The 16057-nt window shown below is 38.6% G+C and carries 16 protein-coding genes; 4 read left to right on the plus strand and 12 right to left on the minus strand.

Going from position 1 to position 16057, the window contains the following annotated elements; genetic code table 11:
* Positions 1–11: 11 nt before the first annotated feature.
* On the plus strand, positions 12–1592 hold the full coding sequence (locus A5482_RS05735; RefSeq protein ID WP_069790788.1) for a B12-binding domain-containing radical SAM protein: 1581 nt from the start codon (positions 12–14) through the stop codon (positions 1590–1592).
* 73 nt (positions 1593–1665) lie between these two features.
* Here A5482_RS05735 and rplT read toward each other — a convergent pair whose 3' ends face one another.
* The 9 genes from rplT to A5482_RS05780 all read right to left on the minus strand — a co-directional run bounded on the left by rplT (position 1666) and on the right by A5482_RS05780 (position 9091).
* On the minus strand, positions 1666–2016 hold the full coding sequence (gene rplT, locus A5482_RS05740) for a 50S ribosomal protein L20 (protein WP_069790789.1): 351 nt from the start codon (positions 2014–2016) through the stop codon (positions 1666–1668).
* Positions 2017–2067: 51 nt separating this feature from the next.
* Positions 2068–2277, minus strand: coding sequence for a 50S ribosomal protein L35 (gene rpmI / locus A5482_RS05745; RefSeq protein ID WP_069790846.1), 210 nt, complete (start codon positions 2275–2277; stop codon positions 2068–2070).
* Between the two features lie 100 nt (positions 2278–2377).
* Entirely contained in the window at positions 2378–2695 is a 318-nt protein-coding gene (gene rpsJ, locus A5482_RS05750; RefSeq protein WP_015223309.1) for a 30S ribosomal protein S10, read from the minus strand.
* A 179-nt stretch (positions 2696–2874) separates the two neighbouring features.
* Entirely contained in the window at positions 2875–4104 is a 1230-nt protein-coding gene (gene tuf / locus A5482_RS05755) for an elongation factor Tu (protein WP_069790790.1), read from the minus strand.
* Between the two features lie 33 nt (positions 4105–4137).
* Positions 4138–6213, minus strand: coding sequence for an elongation factor G (fusA, locus tag A5482_RS05760; protein ID WP_069790791.1), 2076 nt, complete (start codon positions 6211–6213; stop codon positions 4138–4140).
* Positions 6214–6356: 143 nt separating this feature from the next.
* Positions 6357–6827, minus strand: coding sequence for a 30S ribosomal protein S7 (gene rpsG / locus A5482_RS05765; RefSeq protein ID WP_069790792.1), 471 nt, complete (start codon positions 6825–6827; stop codon positions 6357–6359).
* Positions 6828–6857: 30 nt separating this feature from the next.
* Positions 6858–7232, minus strand: coding sequence for a 30S ribosomal protein S12 (gene rpsL, locus A5482_RS05770; protein ID WP_015223305.1), 375 nt, complete (start codon positions 7230–7232; stop codon positions 6858–6860).
* Between the two features lie 125 nt (positions 7233–7357).
* Positions 7358–8026, minus strand: a complete 669-nt coding sequence (gene phoU, locus A5482_RS05775; RefSeq protein ID WP_069790847.1) for a phosphate signaling complex protein PhoU — start codon at positions 8024–8026, stop codon at positions 7358–7360.
* Between the two features lie 99 nt (positions 8027–8125).
* Positions 8126–9091: an NAD(P)/FAD-dependent oxidoreductase gene (locus A5482_RS05780; RefSeq protein WP_069790793.1), complete on the minus strand. Its 966-nt coding sequence runs from the start codon at positions 9089–9091 to the stop codon at positions 8126–8128.
* 514 nt (positions 9092–9605) lie between these two features.
* Between A5482_RS05780 and A5482_RS05785 the strand changes: the two genes are divergently transcribed.
* Positions 9606–9746 carry a hypothetical protein gene (locus tag A5482_RS05785; RefSeq protein ID WP_201150056.1) on the plus strand — a complete coding sequence of 47 codons (141 nt, stop codon included), beginning with the start codon at positions 9606–9608 and terminating at the stop codon, positions 9744–9746.
* Between the two features lie 40 nt (positions 9747–9786).
* Here the strand turns inward: A5482_RS05785 and A5482_RS05790 are convergent, their stop codons facing one another.
* The gene (locus A5482_RS05790; protein ID WP_069790794.1) at positions 9787–10179 is read right to left on the minus strand and encodes a slr1601 family putative cell division protein; all 393 of its coding nucleotides are present in this window, start codon (positions 10177–10179) and stop codon (positions 9787–9789) included.
* Positions 10180–10569: 390 nt separating this feature from the next.
* Between A5482_RS05790 and A5482_RS05795 the strand changes: the two genes are divergently transcribed.
* Positions 10570–11766, plus strand: a complete 1197-nt coding sequence (locus tag A5482_RS05795; RefSeq protein ID WP_069790795.1) for a GNAT family N-acetyltransferase — start codon at positions 10570–10572, stop codon at positions 11764–11766.
* A 202-nt stretch (positions 11767–11968) separates the two neighbouring features.
* Here A5482_RS05795 and A5482_RS05800 read toward each other — a convergent pair whose 3' ends face one another.
* A complete protein-coding gene (locus A5482_RS05800) occupies positions 11969–13252 on the minus strand; it encodes a glycosyltransferase (protein WP_069790796.1) in 1284 nt (427 codons plus the stop codon).
* Between the two features lie 21 nt (positions 13253–13273).
* Positions 13274–14116 (minus strand): pentapeptide repeat-containing protein, encoded by an 843-nt coding sequence (locus tag A5482_RS05805; RefSeq protein WP_069790797.1) that lies wholly within the window; start codon positions 14114–14116, stop codon positions 13274–13276.
* Between the two features lie 318 nt (positions 14117–14434).
* On the opposite strand from A5482_RS05805, the gene A5482_RS05810 reads away from it, so the two are divergent.
* Positions 14435–16048: an iron uptake porin gene (locus A5482_RS05810; RefSeq protein WP_069790798.1), complete on the plus strand. Its 1614-nt coding sequence runs from the start codon at positions 14435–14437 to the stop codon at positions 16046–16048.
* Positions 16049–16057: the final 9 nt, after the last annotated feature.

Consider the following 16057-nt stretch of genomic DNA (forward strand, 5'->3'; position numbering starts at 1 on the left):
CCCCATATAAAATGAAAGCTCTTTTAGTTTATCCAATTTTTCCGCCAACTTTTTGGTCTTACGAGAAAATCTTAGAATTAGTTAATCGCAAGGTTTTATTGCCTCCTTTGGGCTTAGTGACCGTGGCAGGCATACTACCTCAAGAATGGGAATTTAAGCTGGTAGATCGCAATATTAGAGCGGTTACAGAAGAAGAGTGGGCATGGGCTGATGTGGTCATCATGTCAGCGATGATTGTTCAAAAAGAGGATTTAATTGACCAAATTAAGGAAGCAAAAAGTCGGGGTAAATTAGTGGCGGTAGGGGGGCCTTATCCTACCTCCGTCCCCCATGAGCTAGAGGAAGCGGGAGCAGACTTTTTTGTTTTGGATGAAGGGGAAATCACTTTACCGATGTTTGTAGAGGCGATCGAGAGGGGAGAAACCTCTGGGGTATTCCGTACCACAGAAAAACCTGATGTGTCTTATACCCCGATTCCTCGTTTCGATTTGTTGGAATTGGATGCCTATGATTCCATGTCGGTGCAATTTTCGAGGGGTTGTCCTTTCCAGTGTGAATTTTGCGATATTATCGTTCTTTATGGTCGTAAGCCACGGACAAAAACCCCTGAGCAGTTATTAAAAGAGTTGGACTATCTCTATGAGTTGGGCTGGCGCCGCAGTGTGTTTATGGTGGATGATAATTTCATCGGCAATAAGCGTAATGTGAAGTTGTTGTTAAAAGCTCTCAAGGAATGGCAACAGGAGCATCAATATCCTTTCCGCTTCAATACGGAGGCTTCTGTGGATTTAGCTGATGATACTGAATTGATGGAGTTGATGGTGGACTGTTATTTTGATGCGGTATTCTTAGGCATTGAAACTCCCGATGAGGATAGTTTGGCTATGACTAAGAAGTTTCAAAATACCCGTAGTTCATTGACTGATGCGGTAGATAAAATTATTCGCACTGGATTACGTCCTATGGCTGGTTTTATTATTGGTTTTGATGGGGAAGAAAAGGGTGCGGGCGATCGCATTGTGCGCTTTGCTGAGCAAGTCGGCATTCCCACCACCACCTTCGCCATGTTACAAGCATTACCCAACACAGCTTTATGGCATCGTTTGGAGAAAGAAGGACGCTTAGGGGCAGGAAAATATGGCAACATTAACCAGACTACCCTAATGAATTTTGTACCCACTCGCCCCGTAGAGGACATTGCCAATGAATATGTAGATGCTTTTTGGCGACTTTATGATCCCCATGCTTACTTAGATAGGACTTATCGTTGTTTCCTCAAGTTAGGCGCCCCCAAAGCTCATCCCCCTGCTAAACTACCTAGCCTCGTCGATCTAAAGGCTTTGGCGATCGTCATATGGCGCCAAGGAATAAAAAGAGATACCCGTTGGAAGTTTTGGCACCATCTCTTTAGCATTATCAAAAATAACCCAGGAGTATGGGAACATTATCTAACTCTGTGCGCTCACAATGAGCATTTCTTGGAATATAGAGAAATCGTGAAAAATGATATTAATGTCCAGTTAGAAGAATATTTAGGTAATTATCCTTCCTCTGATGATGTTGTCAATGATAAAGAACAATTGGTAGCCTAATTAAATATAAAAAAAGTGTTCCGAAGCCTTATTAGAGCTAAAGAACACTTTATTCCATTACCATAAAACAAATCTAGGCTTGAAGAGCTAATTCTACTACCTTTTTAAATGCGTCCATATCTTGAACCGCTAAAAGAGCTAACATTTTACGGTTAAGAGAGATATTAGCTTTATCTAATTTATAAATTAATTGACTGTAGCTAATACCGTTCATTCTAGCCGCTGCATTTACACGGGTAATCCACAGACGACGAAAATCTCTTTTTTTCTTACGACGGTCACGATAAGCATTACGTAACGCTTTCATAACCTGTTGATTAGCAATACGGAATAGCTTAGAGTGAGAACCTCTATAACCTTTTGCTAGTTTTAAAATTTTATTACGTCTTTTACGGGCGACGTTACCTCTTTTAACTCTACTCATTTTTTTACAATTAAATTAATATTACAAAGTTTAATGGGGAGAAATTTGTTCCTACTTAGTACCGTAAGGAAGCATTAAACGTACTTCTTTTTCATCACTTTCATGAACTAAAGCCATGTTGCTAAGACGACGACGTTTTTGCTCTGCACTTTTATGTTCTAGTAAGTGATTTTTGTTTGCTTTACGGCGCATGATTTTTTTCCCGCTTCCAGTAATGCGAAAACGTTTAGCAGCGGATTTTTTAGTTTTTACTTTAGGCATAGTTTTTTCTAAATTAGCACAATTTACTATTATACGATTTTTTGTGGTCATCCTGAAAAGATGCACCCTAATTAACAGAAAAAAGTTATTTTTTCCAAAATTATAGTTTTACTTCGATGTCAACTCCAGCAGGTAAATCTAATTTCATCAAAGCATCAATGGTTTTTGAAGAGGGTTGATAAATATCGATAACACGACGGTGAGTACGGGTTTCAAAGTGTTCTCTGGAATCTTTGTCAACGTGGGGAGATCTGAGTACACAGTAGATTTTACGTTTTGTGGGGAGAGGAATAGGACCTACTGGTTGAGCATTGGTACGATTAGCAGTCTCAACAATTTTTGTACAAGAAGTATCAAGTAAGCGACGGTCAAATGCTTTTAAGCGAATACGAATTTTTTGTTGTTGTAAGGTTGCCATGATTTTTATTATTTTACTGGGATTAATTTTTCAAGGTACTAATTAATTGAGGATTGATAATTAAGAGTTGATAATGTACAAAAGTTTTTATCAGTCCGAATTATCTCGTTAGTAGGGATAAAATTAGGGCGTACAGAGAACTTAATCTGAGTAACGCCCCAATCATTATTTAATTCTTCCTACTTTAAAATTTTGGCTACAGCACCCGCACCGATGGTACGACCACCTTCACGAATAGCAAAACGCATTCCTTGTTCGATCGCAATGGGGTTGATTAAATCAACGGTCATTTTGATGCGATCGCCAGGCATTACCATTTCAGCAGCACTACCATCATCGGCGGTGAAGTCACTGATGGTTCCGGTTACGTCGGTAGTACGAACGTAGAACTGAGGACGGTATCCAGGGAAGAAAGGAGTATGACGACCACCTTCTTCTTTCTTGAGTACATAAACCTCAGCTTCAAAAGTGGTGTGAGGAGTGATAGAAGAGGGTTTAGCCAATACCATACCACGCTCAATATCTTCTTTTTGAACACCACGAAGTAATAAACCTACGTTGTCTCCAGCCATACCTTCGTCCAAAGTTTTTTGGAACATTTCCACACCAGTTACAGTGGTGTTGCGAGTGTCACGAATACCTACTAATTCTACGGTTTCGCCAACTTTAACTCTACCACGTTCGATACGACCAGTTGCAACGGTACCACGACCAGTGATGGAGAATACGTCTTCTACAGCCATCAAGAAAGGCTTGTCAACGTCACGCTCAGGGGTGGGGATGTAGTTATCTACTTCATCCATGAGAGTCCAGATTTTGTCAGTCCACTCATTTTCGCCTTTTTGAGTTTTAGCGTTAGAAGTCATCTGTTCTACAGCTTTTAAAGCAGAACCAGAAACGATGGGAATATTGTCACCATCAAAACCGTATTCGCTTAAAAGTTCACGAACTTCTAACTCAACCAATTCCAATAACTCTTCATCATCTACTTGGTCTTGTTTGTTTAAGAACACAGCAAGGTTAGGTACACCAACCTGTCTAGCCAAGAGGATATGCTCACGAGTTTGAGGCATAGGGCCATCAGCTGCAGATACAACCAAGATAGCTCCGTCCATTTGAGCCGCACCAGTGATCATGTTTTTTACATAGTCAGCGTGTCCAGGGCAGTCAACGTGAGCGTAGTGACGACTAGGAGTTTCGTATTCAACGTGAGCGGTGTTAATGGTGATACCCCGTGCTTTTTCTTCAGGGGCTGCGTCGATTTCATCGTATTTACGAGCTTTTGCCTGACCAGCAGCAGAGAGAGTTAGGGTAATAGCTGCAGTGAGGGTAGTTTTACCATGGTCAACGTGACCGATGGTGCCGATGTTAACGTGAGGTTTATTTCTTTCAAATTTTTCCCGTGCCATTTTCTTTGTCTTTTCCTAATTTAATTAATAAATTTATACGTATCCTGTATTTTTGGTAATAATACCTTTAGCTACATTTTCGGGAACTTCAGAGTATTTACTGAATTCCATGCTAAATATACCACGTCCTTGGGTCTTAGAACGAATATCTGTGGCATAACCGAACATAGTTTCTAGGGGAACTTTTGCTGACACCTTAGCAAGGGAGCTTTCTGTTTCCATTCCTTCGATAATGCCTCGACGAGAATTGAGATCTCCGATAATGTCACCAACATAATTGTCGGGTACTTCCACCTCAACCTTCATCGTGGGTTCTAGTAAGACTGGTTGTGCTTTCTTCACTGCATCTCTAATTGCGATGGACCCAGCAATTTTAAACGCCATTTCGGAAGAATCCACGTCATGGTAAGAACCATCAATCAAAGCGACTTTTACATCGATGAGGGGATAACCAGCTATGATACCAGATTCACAGGCCTCTTTGATACCCTGTTGCACAGAAGGAATGTACTCTTTAGGAATCGCACCCCCAGTAATCTTGGAGACAAATTCAAAACCACTTCCTTCCTCTCCTGGCTCAATTTCGATCACCACATGACCATATTGCCCTTTACCACCACTCTGACGAATAAATTTACCCTCTGTTTGCACGGCTTTACGGATTGTTTCTCTGTAGGCTACTTGAGGTTGTCCCACGTTAGCTCCCACTTTAAATTCCCGTAACATCCGATCCACCAGAATTTCTAAATGTAACTCTCCCATTCCTGCGATTACCGTTTGGTTAGTTTCGGGATTGATACTAACTTTGAAGGTGGGATCTTCGTCAGAAAGAGATTGCAAGGCTTTGGACAATTTATCCATATCTTGCTGAGTTTTTGGTTCTACCGCCACTGAGATTACAGGCTCAGGCACATAGAGAGATTCGAGAATAATCGACTCACTATCATCACATAGTGTATCACCTGTGGTGGTATTTTTCAAGCCGATCGCCGCGCCTAGATCTCCTGCCCTTAGTTCTTCTACCTCTATCCTGTCGTTGGATTTGAGAATAATTAACCTAGAAATACGCTCTTTGGTGTCCTTAGTAGAATTGTAAATATAGCTACCTTTTGTCAAAACCCCAGAGTATATCCTGAGAAAAGTTAATCGACCAAAAGGGTCAGAGGCTACTTTAAAAGCAAGGGCGGAGAAAGGTTCCTCATCTCCTGCGTGACGTTCTCCTTCTTCCCCACTGGGCAAAATCCCTTTAATGGCAGGGACTTCGTTGGGGGCAGGAAGGTAATCTACCACAGCATCTAATAACAGCTGGACTCCTTTATTTTTGAAGGCAGAACCACAGAGCATGGGCATTAAGGTACCTTTGATAGTACCTTGGCGAATTGCTTGTTTTATTTCGGCTTCGCTGATCTCTTCTTCTGCTAGGTATTTTTCTAGTAAGGCTTCGTTTGACTCGGCGATCGCCTCTATGAGATAACCTCGGTATTCTTCGGCTAACTCTTTGACCTCATCGGGAACATCAATTTCCTTGATTTGTTGACCCAAATCATCTTCATAAATTTTGGCTTTCATTCTGACCAAATCTACGATGCCCGAAAATCTATCTTCACTGCCAATGGGAATTTGAATAGGAATAGCAGGAGCTTGAAGTCTATCTTTTACCTGTTCATAAACACGGAAAAAATTAGCCCCTGTGCGATCCATCTTATTCACAAAAGCAATACGAGGCACATGATAACGATTTGCTTGGCGCCAAACGGTTTCCGACTGAGGTTGAACCCCACCCACAGAACAAAATACCGCAATTACCCCATCTAGTACCCGCATAGAGCGCTCTACTTCGATGGTAAAATCCACGTGACCAGGAGTATCAATGATATTGATATGATGTCCTTGCCAATCGGTACTAATGGCCGCAGCGGTGATGGTGATTCCTCTTTCCCGTTCTTGTTCCATCCAGTCGGTAACAGCGTTACCATCGTGGACTTCTCCTATTTTATGAACGATACCAGAGTAGAATAAAATTCTCTCTGTTGTGGTAGTCTTTCCCGCATCAATATGGGCAGCTATGCCTATATTGCGAATCTTTTCTAGGGGAATGGAACGGGTCACAGTTACCTCCTGCTGTCGAAATCTTTACTAGAATTTTGAGCTTAAATAAAAACTATTTACAATTTTACACTTTTCTTAACATAACTTTTTATTTTTTGACAATAAAGCTAGTTATGGGGTTAAAAATAGCGAATAAATTGTGCTTAGTATCTGTAGTGAGCAAATGCTTTGTTTGCTTCTGCCATTTTGTGGGTTTCTTCTCTTTTCTTGATAGCTCCCCCAGTTTCGTTGGCAGCATCCATGATCTCGTTAGCAAGTTTCATGGACATAGTTCTACCGCTTCTCTTACGGGAGAATTGAATCAACCAACGGAGGGCAAGACTACTACCACGGGAAGGTCTTACTTCCATGGGTACTTGGTAGGTTGCACCACCAACTCTTCTAGCCTTAACTTCCACGAGGGGAGTTAGGTTTTTGATGGCTTGTTCAAAAGTTTCCATGGGTTCAGCACCAGTTCTTTCACCGATGATTGCCATGGCATCATATAAAATGCTGGCAGCTAAGGATTTTTTGCCATCTTTCATGATGCGACGAATAGTCATGCTGACTAAACGACTGTTATATACTGCATCTGGTGGAACTTCCACCACTTTAGCTTTACTTCTACGAGACATTTTCTATATCCTAAAATTTATTTACTTCATTTATGCTTTAGGACGTTTTGCTCCATATTTAGAGCGTCCTTGTTTTCTGTCCTTTACACCAGTAGCATCTAGTGTTCCTCTAACGATGTGGTATCTTACACCAGGTAAATCTTTTACCCTTCCGCCTCTGATTAATACTACAGAGTGTTCTTGAAGGTTATGACCAATACCAGGAATATAAGCTGTAACTTCAAACCCAGATGTTAAACGAACCCTTGCTACCTTTCTGAGGGCAGAGTTAGGTTTTTTGGGGGTGGTGGTATATACCCTTGTACAAACACCACGACGCTGAGGACATTCTTTTAATGCTGGAGATTTTGTCTTTTTCTGGATGGAGGATCTTTCACTCCGGATTAATTGTTGAATAGTTGGCATGAGGTATGCTTTTTATACACTATTTTATGTATATATAAATATAGTTCGCCCTAGGATAATTTCTAGTGACAATCTCTGATCATACCCCACTTTTTCTTCTTTTGTCAATTCTGGTCAATTTCTGATTAATTACGGTAGCCATTAACGATAAATGAGACTCTTTGGGCTATATTGGTGGAATGATCCGCCATTCTCTCTAAGTAACGAATGACAAGGATTAGAAGCACTATTGGTTCAACTATGCCTGGGACGTTTTCTTGGTAGGCTAATTTGGCGTAAAGGTTATCGTAAGCGTCGTCAATGGTATCGTCGAGAAATTTAATTTTTTCTCCAGCTTCAGCGTCTAATTCAGTAAGAGCAACTATGCTTTTGGCTAACATTAGTTGAGCGTGTTGGGACATGGTGGCGATTTCTTTCATGCAGGGATGTGGAGAGTAGAGAATGAGTTTTTGGGATATTTCTCCTAAGTCTTGGGCATAATCACCGATGCGCTCTAAGTCTCTTACTAATTGCATGAAGGCACTAAGGATACGCAAATTTTTGGGGGAGGGGCTTTGGCTGGTTAGAATATTGGAGCAGTCTAGTTCGATTTGGCGATAATATTTATCTATTTCTTGGTCTTGGATGATAATTTTTTGAACGGCTTCTAAGTCTTGTTCAAATAAGGCTCGATGGCTATAGCGAAATGATTCTTCTACTAATGCTCCCATTCTGAGGACATCTTGGGCTACTTGACTGGTTTTTTTTTGTAGCCTGATGTTGTCTCCTACTTTGATTTGTTCTGATAATGCTATTTGTTGTTGTAATGATACCACTTTCTCTATGCTCCAATATTTCAAGCCCTATTACCATTAATAGCAGCAAAAAGTTAAAGTGATATTAAGGTTATATGTTTATTTTATTTTAAGGGCGATCGCACTGGCACTCAAAAAAGCACCTTCGACCTTACCAGATAAACACCAATCACCACAAACCCCTAATCCTGTCTCGACATCATAATAATATCCCTCTTGACTAGGCTGTTGAGGTAGAGCATAACGCCACAGATGCAAGGAAAAATAATGGAAAGGAGAAAACTTGAAATCAAAAACCTTCTCCGTTTGTGTCAACAAATCTTGACTAATTTTTTCTCGGTCATCATTCACATGATCCATAGCATAGGTAAAATTGGACTGAATCACTATCGCACCACCATCCCCTCGATTAGGCTTCGTATCATTGGCACTTACCCAACCCAACACAGGATGGCTAAACTTTACCCCCTCGAAAGGTAAATTGACTTTCTTTTCAGGAATAACCATCAAAGTAAAACAAGGAAGCATCTTTATCTTGGCAATGTCTGGCTTAAAAGTACAATCATCAGGTAACAAATTCGCCGTTTGACTAGGAGGGGCAGTAATAACCACCGCATCATAATCTCCGTAACGGTGATTATGGTCATCTAGCAATGTCCAAGAATCATTATCTTTTGTGAGAGAGACTATTCTAGTTTCTAGCTTAACGGTGGTATCACCACTCAAATACTTACAAAGTCGATTCATTGCCTCATTAGGCACATATCTAACTTTTGAGGACTTATCTTCATGGAATATACCATTTTCCCAAGAAGCAAATTTCCCCTGCCAAGGTTGCATTACTTCCCCGTAGATACTTATAAAATCTTGAAATTCATTGTTACTAAGACCAAAATATTGGGTACCATGGTCAATATAACCCCAGTCGGTACGACGGCTCGACATTCTACCTCCTACACCACGTCCTTTATCAAATACTTGAACATCTACCCCTTTTTCTTGAAGTTTTGTGGCTAGGGTTAAACCTGATATTCCCGCACCGATGATGGCTATTTTGTTGGTCATAGTTTTAAGTTAGGAGTAAACAATTTATGTCTGTTACTTAATTCTACAATCTCCATTGGTTCTAATAAACCTTTTGCGTACCTAATTTTTGTTCTTATTTTTGCTTTTTTCTATGGTTGTTTATGGATATTTATGTTATTATCTAAATAATGGGAGGTTCTGGATTTTTTTTGAGTAAACAGTCAGATTTCTATTATTTTAAAGATACTTATTATCATCCCCTGTTAATAGCCAAAAGTCAAGAAAAAGACAGTTGTTTTAACAATTGTTAACAGAAAAAAAAGTTAGAAAATAATTAGCAAAAAATAGAAAAGAAGAGAGATAAGTTGCTTAGTAATTGTGGTACTGATTAGAGCAAAAGAAAGTACTATGTGAAGTAATGCGAATAAAGTCAAATAAATATTACAAATATCTCAGAATTTGGGCTTTGTAAATGATAATAAAGATATAGGAATGAGAGAAAAATTAAAACTTGACTCTTAATCCTGATTTTGAACTTAGGAGGAATCGTCCTATGAATATTTTTCAAATACTAGAAGCAATTAGCAACTATTTAACAGAAGGTTTTGCGATGATTTTTAGTGCTGAGAAAGATGAACTGCCAGAGATAGGAGTCCAACCTTTTGAATGTATGCCTTATGCACAGCAGAAGTAAATATCGGTTTAATTGAAAGGGGTTTTAACCCCTAATTTTTTTATTTTTTTTCGACGAAAAAGATGGGTCGCAAATTAGGATCAACTTTGTAGGTATTATCTTTCATAACTCTTCTGGAAGATTTAGGGTCAAAGGTTGTGGAAAAATTTTCTTCTAGTCTTTGAACTCTGGGGGATACTTTATTAATTTCTTCTTGGATTTGGCTAATTTGAGATTGCTGAATGTCGTTGTAGGGTAAAAGATTTTTGACGCTAGTAACGGAGAAAGCGACAATACCTAAATTAAAACCTATTTTTAATATATTTTCTAGGCTACGGTTAAGACAATATTGTTTGAGTCTTTTTTTTTCTTCTTTTTTTTGTCTTTCTAAGAAGACGGTATCGATGTTGTTGTGAGGATATTTATTTTTTTTAAATGGTTTAATGTTGTTCATAGGGATAATACTTTAAATGATGTTTTAATTTTTAATTTTAGTGTTGATTTTTAAAAATGGTCGTTGATTAATGAAAAAAATTTAAGATAAGATGGGATTAGACAAAAAGTAATTATCTATGAGGTGATTGGTAATTTTGTTGGTCTAATTTTTTTAAAGAGAAATGGCAGAAAGGTTTTAGGTTGTATTTGTCTTAATAGTTATGATGATTTTGAGGGTTTAGGATTTTTATGGTTAACTGTTAAGCTAATATCTAATGACCATCACTATTGTTAAATTAACTACTTTATTCGAGGTTGGTGAGAATGTTGTAATTTTTGAGAGTTGCTTTTTGTCTCTCACTTTGAAGTTTTTTTGTTCTCAATATATTTAATTTAAAAAGATAATACTATGAATACATCTACATTACCAAAATCTAGTTTAAAGATTCGAGGGGTACAATATCGAGATTTAGGGGCGATCGCCTCTTTGCTCCAAGAAAGATTATCATTAGAAAATAACTATCGTTTTGCTTCTCTTTTAGAACAGGTACAAAAGTACCAAAGCTGTTACGGTTTATTGCAGATGGCAAAAATGTTGCCCTCTAGTTGGAATCGAGATTTTTATGTGTATGTAGCGGAAAAAGATGGACAGATTCAAGGGTTAATTCAAGTTGCCCCTTTTAACCAAAATCGCAGTACATGGAAAGTTGAGCTAGTAATAATCAATTACAACACTTCATTGAGTCATTTATTAATCGGTAATTGTAGCATTGGCTCTCAATTATTACGTTACTGTTTTGAGAAAATTTGGGAAGCTAGAACATGGATACTAGAAGTAAATATAAATGAAAAAAGTACCCTCGGATTGTATCGAGAAAATGGTTTTCAACCCCTAGCCCAAATTACTAATTGGGAGTGTAATGCCGAGATTTTAGCAAAATTAGCGGAAAAAGAACCTAGTTTACCTAATCTTTTACCTGTAAGTAATGCGGATTCTCGTTTACTGTATCAGTTAGATTGTGTTTCCTTGCCTCCTACTATTCGGCAGGTTTTTGATTTGCATTTAGAGGATTTTAAAACGGGCTTTTTTACTTATGTATCGAAGACGATTAAGTCTTTTTGGAGTCAGGAAGAAACCATCAGGGCTTATGTATTTGAGCCTCAGAGAAAGGCTGCCATTGGCTATTTTAAGCTCATTGTGTCTCAAAATGGTGCGAAACCCCATGAAGCAGATTTAACGGTGCATCCTGCTTATACATGGTTATATCCGAAACTTTTAACTCAGATGGCGGCGGTTATCCAGAAGTTTCCTCCTCAGTCTTTGTTACTTTCTTCTGGGGATTATCAACCAGAAAGGGAGGAGTATTTAGAAAAAATTGGGGCGCAACGGATGGAGCAAAATTTGCTCATGTCTCGCTCGGTTTGGCACAAGTTAAGGGAGGCAAAGCCTTTGGAATCGTTAAATTTACAGGAAGTTTTGCAGGGGTTGAAGCCTTCTCGTCCTGCTATTCCTACCCATTGGCAACCTTCCCCCATTGAAAATCCTATTTATCCTTCTTCTCCTTTACATCATCAAAATGATGAGCAAAAAAAGGGGGAAAAGTAAGGGTAATTATACGCTATCGTCTTTTTCTGTGTAACTCATTACACGACTAATAATTTATCGATAAGCTGAATTGTTACTTTGATTTACGGATTGAATGTGATAAGAGGTTTAAGGATATTAAAAACATAAAAAATGGTCAATAATCACCATTATCAATCCTTTATCATCCATTAACACCATGAATCCAGTTTTTCGGCAACCGCTAATTAGTTTTAGTGCTATTTTCCCAGTTTAGTTTGTAGTTTAGCCAAAAATTCCAAAAGGTGGTAAGGGCGATCGCACTTAAATTGGCAATGTAGGGGTTAGGAAAGATAAAGTTAACAATAAGATTAAGAATAACAACGTTAATAAATAACCCTACTAAACAGATAAGATTAAATTTAAGGAATCGTTTGAGGGTGTGAAGTTTCCCTTGCCTAAATTGGGAAAAGTCTTTGAATGTCCAACGGTCATTCCAGATAAAATTATTAATGATGGCGAATTCAGCCGCAATAATTTTGCTGAGGGTTAGGTTCCATTGCAGGGTGCTAGGGTCACTGAGGAGATATAATATGGTCATATCTACAAATACCCCCGTAAAGCCCACCATACCAAAGCGAATAAAACGACTAAATGGCCATAAAGCGAGTCTCAATCGCAATAAGTGATGGATGTAGTCTCGGTATTGTTTCCAAGTAACTTTGCTTTGCCCTTCGATTCTTTCTTGGAAGACATAACCCACTTCGGCAATATTACGAAAATATCCTCTGGCTACTACTTCTATTAAAATTTTATAGCCCACAGGAGCTAAGGTACAATGGGCGATCGCCTTTCTTTGTAGTACAAAATAACCACTCATGGGGTCAGATATTCTGCCGATGGTATTGGGTAAAATCAATAAGCCCATAATTTGAGCCCCCCTAGACAAACAACGGCGTAAAAAACTCCAATCACTCACTCCACCATTGCTAGTGTGACGACTTGCCACCGCTAAATCAGCCCCATCACAGATACGCCCCAAAAGTTCTAATAAAATATCGGGTGGGTGTTGTAAATCCGCATCTATTACCCCCAAAATTTCTCCCCTTGCCCCTTGCCATCCCCTGATTACCGCCGTAGATAACGAGCGCTCGTTTTGCCGACGCATTACCCGCAATGGAGGATAATCCTTGGTTAATTTTAATGCTTTTTCCCAAGTGCGATCGGGGCTGTCATCATCCACTATAATCAATTCATAATGGGAAGGAATGACACCATCAAGGATATGACAAATTTTACTAACAATTTCCTCGATATTATTCGCTTCTTGATAGGTAGGTAACACAAGGGAAAACCATACCTCATAGGTAGAAGTCGAAGCGATATGATAAAGTTTTTCCGTCAAAGATAAATAACCATGGGGCGCTGATTCTAAAGAATCAACTTTTAACAAACCTGATGGCACAGGCAATAATTTACTATTATCTCTTAACAAGTTTTGCTCATGGGGCAAAGGACTATTCATCATTATTAATCAATAAATCATAAATTATTTTGCTTTTTTTGGATCTTTTTCCATTAATATTACTGGGCAGTTATGAAAAGGTTGAATTAAATTCATTTTTGCTTTAATGGGATCAAAATTATCTGGTAATGTAGTAAAAATATCATAACAGCTATTTGTTAAATCAGCATTTGTTAGATTAGCTTTTTCTAAAAATGCTCCTGATAAATCAGCATTTATCAAACTGCTTTCCGTTAAATCAGCTTTGGTGAAATTAACTTTATAAAAATTGCCATAGTTTAAATTTGCCTTGGTTAAATTACTATTTTCAAAATTAGTAAAAGATAGATTTAAATTACTTAATTGTGCCTCTTGTAAGTCAGCATTTTCTAATATATCCGTTACCCTTGTATTGTTGTTGAAAGTGAGCAAATGATTATCCTCTAAGAACATTATGATATAACGTTTTCTTTCCCCATCAAGTTCCTTGAGAGCTGCTTGAGTGTTTGCCCGAAGAAGATTATAGTTTTGTTGTAATTTCCAGAGGGGATAGTTTAGAGTTAATTCTGTGGTCTGAGTAAGGTAATTATTAAGAATATTTTGACGGTAACTTTCTAATTGTAAATTTAAATTGGCATTACTATCTTGAATCTGTAAAGGACGATATAAGAATTGTTCACTAAATATATTAGAGATAGTTAAAAATCCAATAACTAAAGTAGTTGCTGAAGTAATTAAAGAACCAATAATCGGTCCAATAGCTATTTCAGGGATGTGAACAGAAGTAGTAATGGCCTCTGCGATCGCATTTACAAATGAAGATAAAGTTTTTTGAAAACGTTTAAAAATTTTGGGAAAAACTGAAGATTTTTTATCAGAATTTGACATGAATAAATATCAAAAATAAAAAGAGCAATTTATTAATATTTTTAGCTATTCAGATAATAACAAACAAACCGAACCAAACAAAACCGATAATACCCTCAAAATATTGAATGAGAATAATAAAAAATAAATTAACCTGTTCATCACAAAAATTTATTTTTTTTTCATAAAACATTTTAAGTCTATTTTATCATTTTAACCATGCTTATATTGCATACAGGTTCATTATTGGTATTAACCAATACAAAACCCCCCTCAAAAGAATAGCTAAACTTTAATCGTCTTTCTTAACCAATTCTTAATACTTGTTGTGAGGTTTAAATGTCCAAAAAATCGGCTTGTTTTTCATTAAAGAGTGTAGCAAATTACAAATTAATGATTGCTCTTACCACCCTAATAAGCGCTAGCCCAGCCCAAGCACAAATTAATGTCATGGATATTGACAACCAAGAATCCATGGGGCAAGTTACCTCCGTAAACCAACTAAGCGACGTATCTCCCACTGATTGGGCTTATGAAGCCTTAAGAAGCCTAGTAGAGCGCTATGGCTGTATTGTCGGTTATCCCGATCGCACATTTAGGGGAAATAGAGCGTTAAGCCGTTATGAATTTGCGGCGGGTTTAAATGTCTGTATGCAATCCATCGAACGCCTAATCGGCACAGGAGGAGTAGGAGAAGAAGATATTACAGCCCTCAGAAGACTAATTGCTGAATTTGAAACCGAACTCGCCACCCTCGGCGCCAGAGTTGATAACCTAGAGGGTAGAGTCGGCTTTTTAGAGGAGAATCAATTTTCTACCACCACAAAACTAGCTGGAGAAGTGGCTTTCACCCTCGCTGACGCCTTTGGAGGAGATGTTACGAACCCCCTCACAGGAGTCAGGGAAGACTTTAACGCCCAAGCCACCCTTACTTCCAGAGTAAGGCTACAAATGTCCACCAGTTTTACTGGTAACGATGTTTTATTCACTCGTCTAACCGCAGGTAATCTGGGTAACTCCTTTGGTAGTCAAACCTTTACCGATGAAGGGCGATTTGCCTATGATGGACAAGCAGACAATAATGTAACCTTAGATCGTCTTCACTATTACTTTTCCCTCACTCCCAAAACAAGGGTATTTACCATGGCTAGTTTAGGAGGACACCATTTTTATGCTGATACCTTCAACTCTGGACTAGAGTCTGGAGGCGGCGCTGGTGGTGCTTTATCCAGATTTGGGGAAAGAAACCCTATCTATCGTCTAGGTTTAGGGGGACAAGGTATCGGATTAAGACAACAATTAGGGGATAGTTTTGAACTTTCTGCTGGTTACTTGGCAAGGGGTGGCAATAATCCGGCTGACGGCAGAGGTTTATTCAATGGTAACTATTCTGCCATGGGGCAATTAGTCTTTAAACCCAGTGACAAATTTAAACTCGGCTTTACCTACATTAACGGTTATGACCCTAATGGTGCAGGTTCAGCGTTTAACTTTGGTGGTACAGGTACTAGATTTGGTAATTTACAAGGATTAGGATTAAACGGAATCCCCGTCTCTAGTAACTCCTATGGTGTTCAAGGTCAATTGGATATTAGCCCCAAATTTAGCCTTCGTGCTTGGGGGGGTTATACCAATGCTCGTTTAATCGACACGGGAAGTGCAGAAATTTGGAACTATGCCGCCGCTCTTGTATTTCCTGACTTGGGCAAGGAAGGCAGTCTCGGAGCTATTATTGTGGGTGCTGAACCCTATTTAACAGGATTGACTCTTGGGGGGGTTGATCAAACTTTTACCAAGGATACTCCTTTACATGTGGAGGTTTCCTATAAGTACCCCATCAATAATCGTATTAGTCTCACCCCCGGATTAATTGTGTTAACCGCACCTAATCAGGATAGTGGTGCTAATGACCCTATTTATATTGGTACTCTTAGAACTACTTTTAGTTTCTAATTATTAAAG

Source organism: Cyanobacterium sp. IPPAS B-1200 (assembly GCF_001747005.2).
In the GTDB taxonomy this organism is placed as follows: domain Bacteria; phylum Cyanobacteriota; class Cyanobacteriia; order Cyanobacteriales; family Cyanobacteriaceae; genus Cyanobacterium.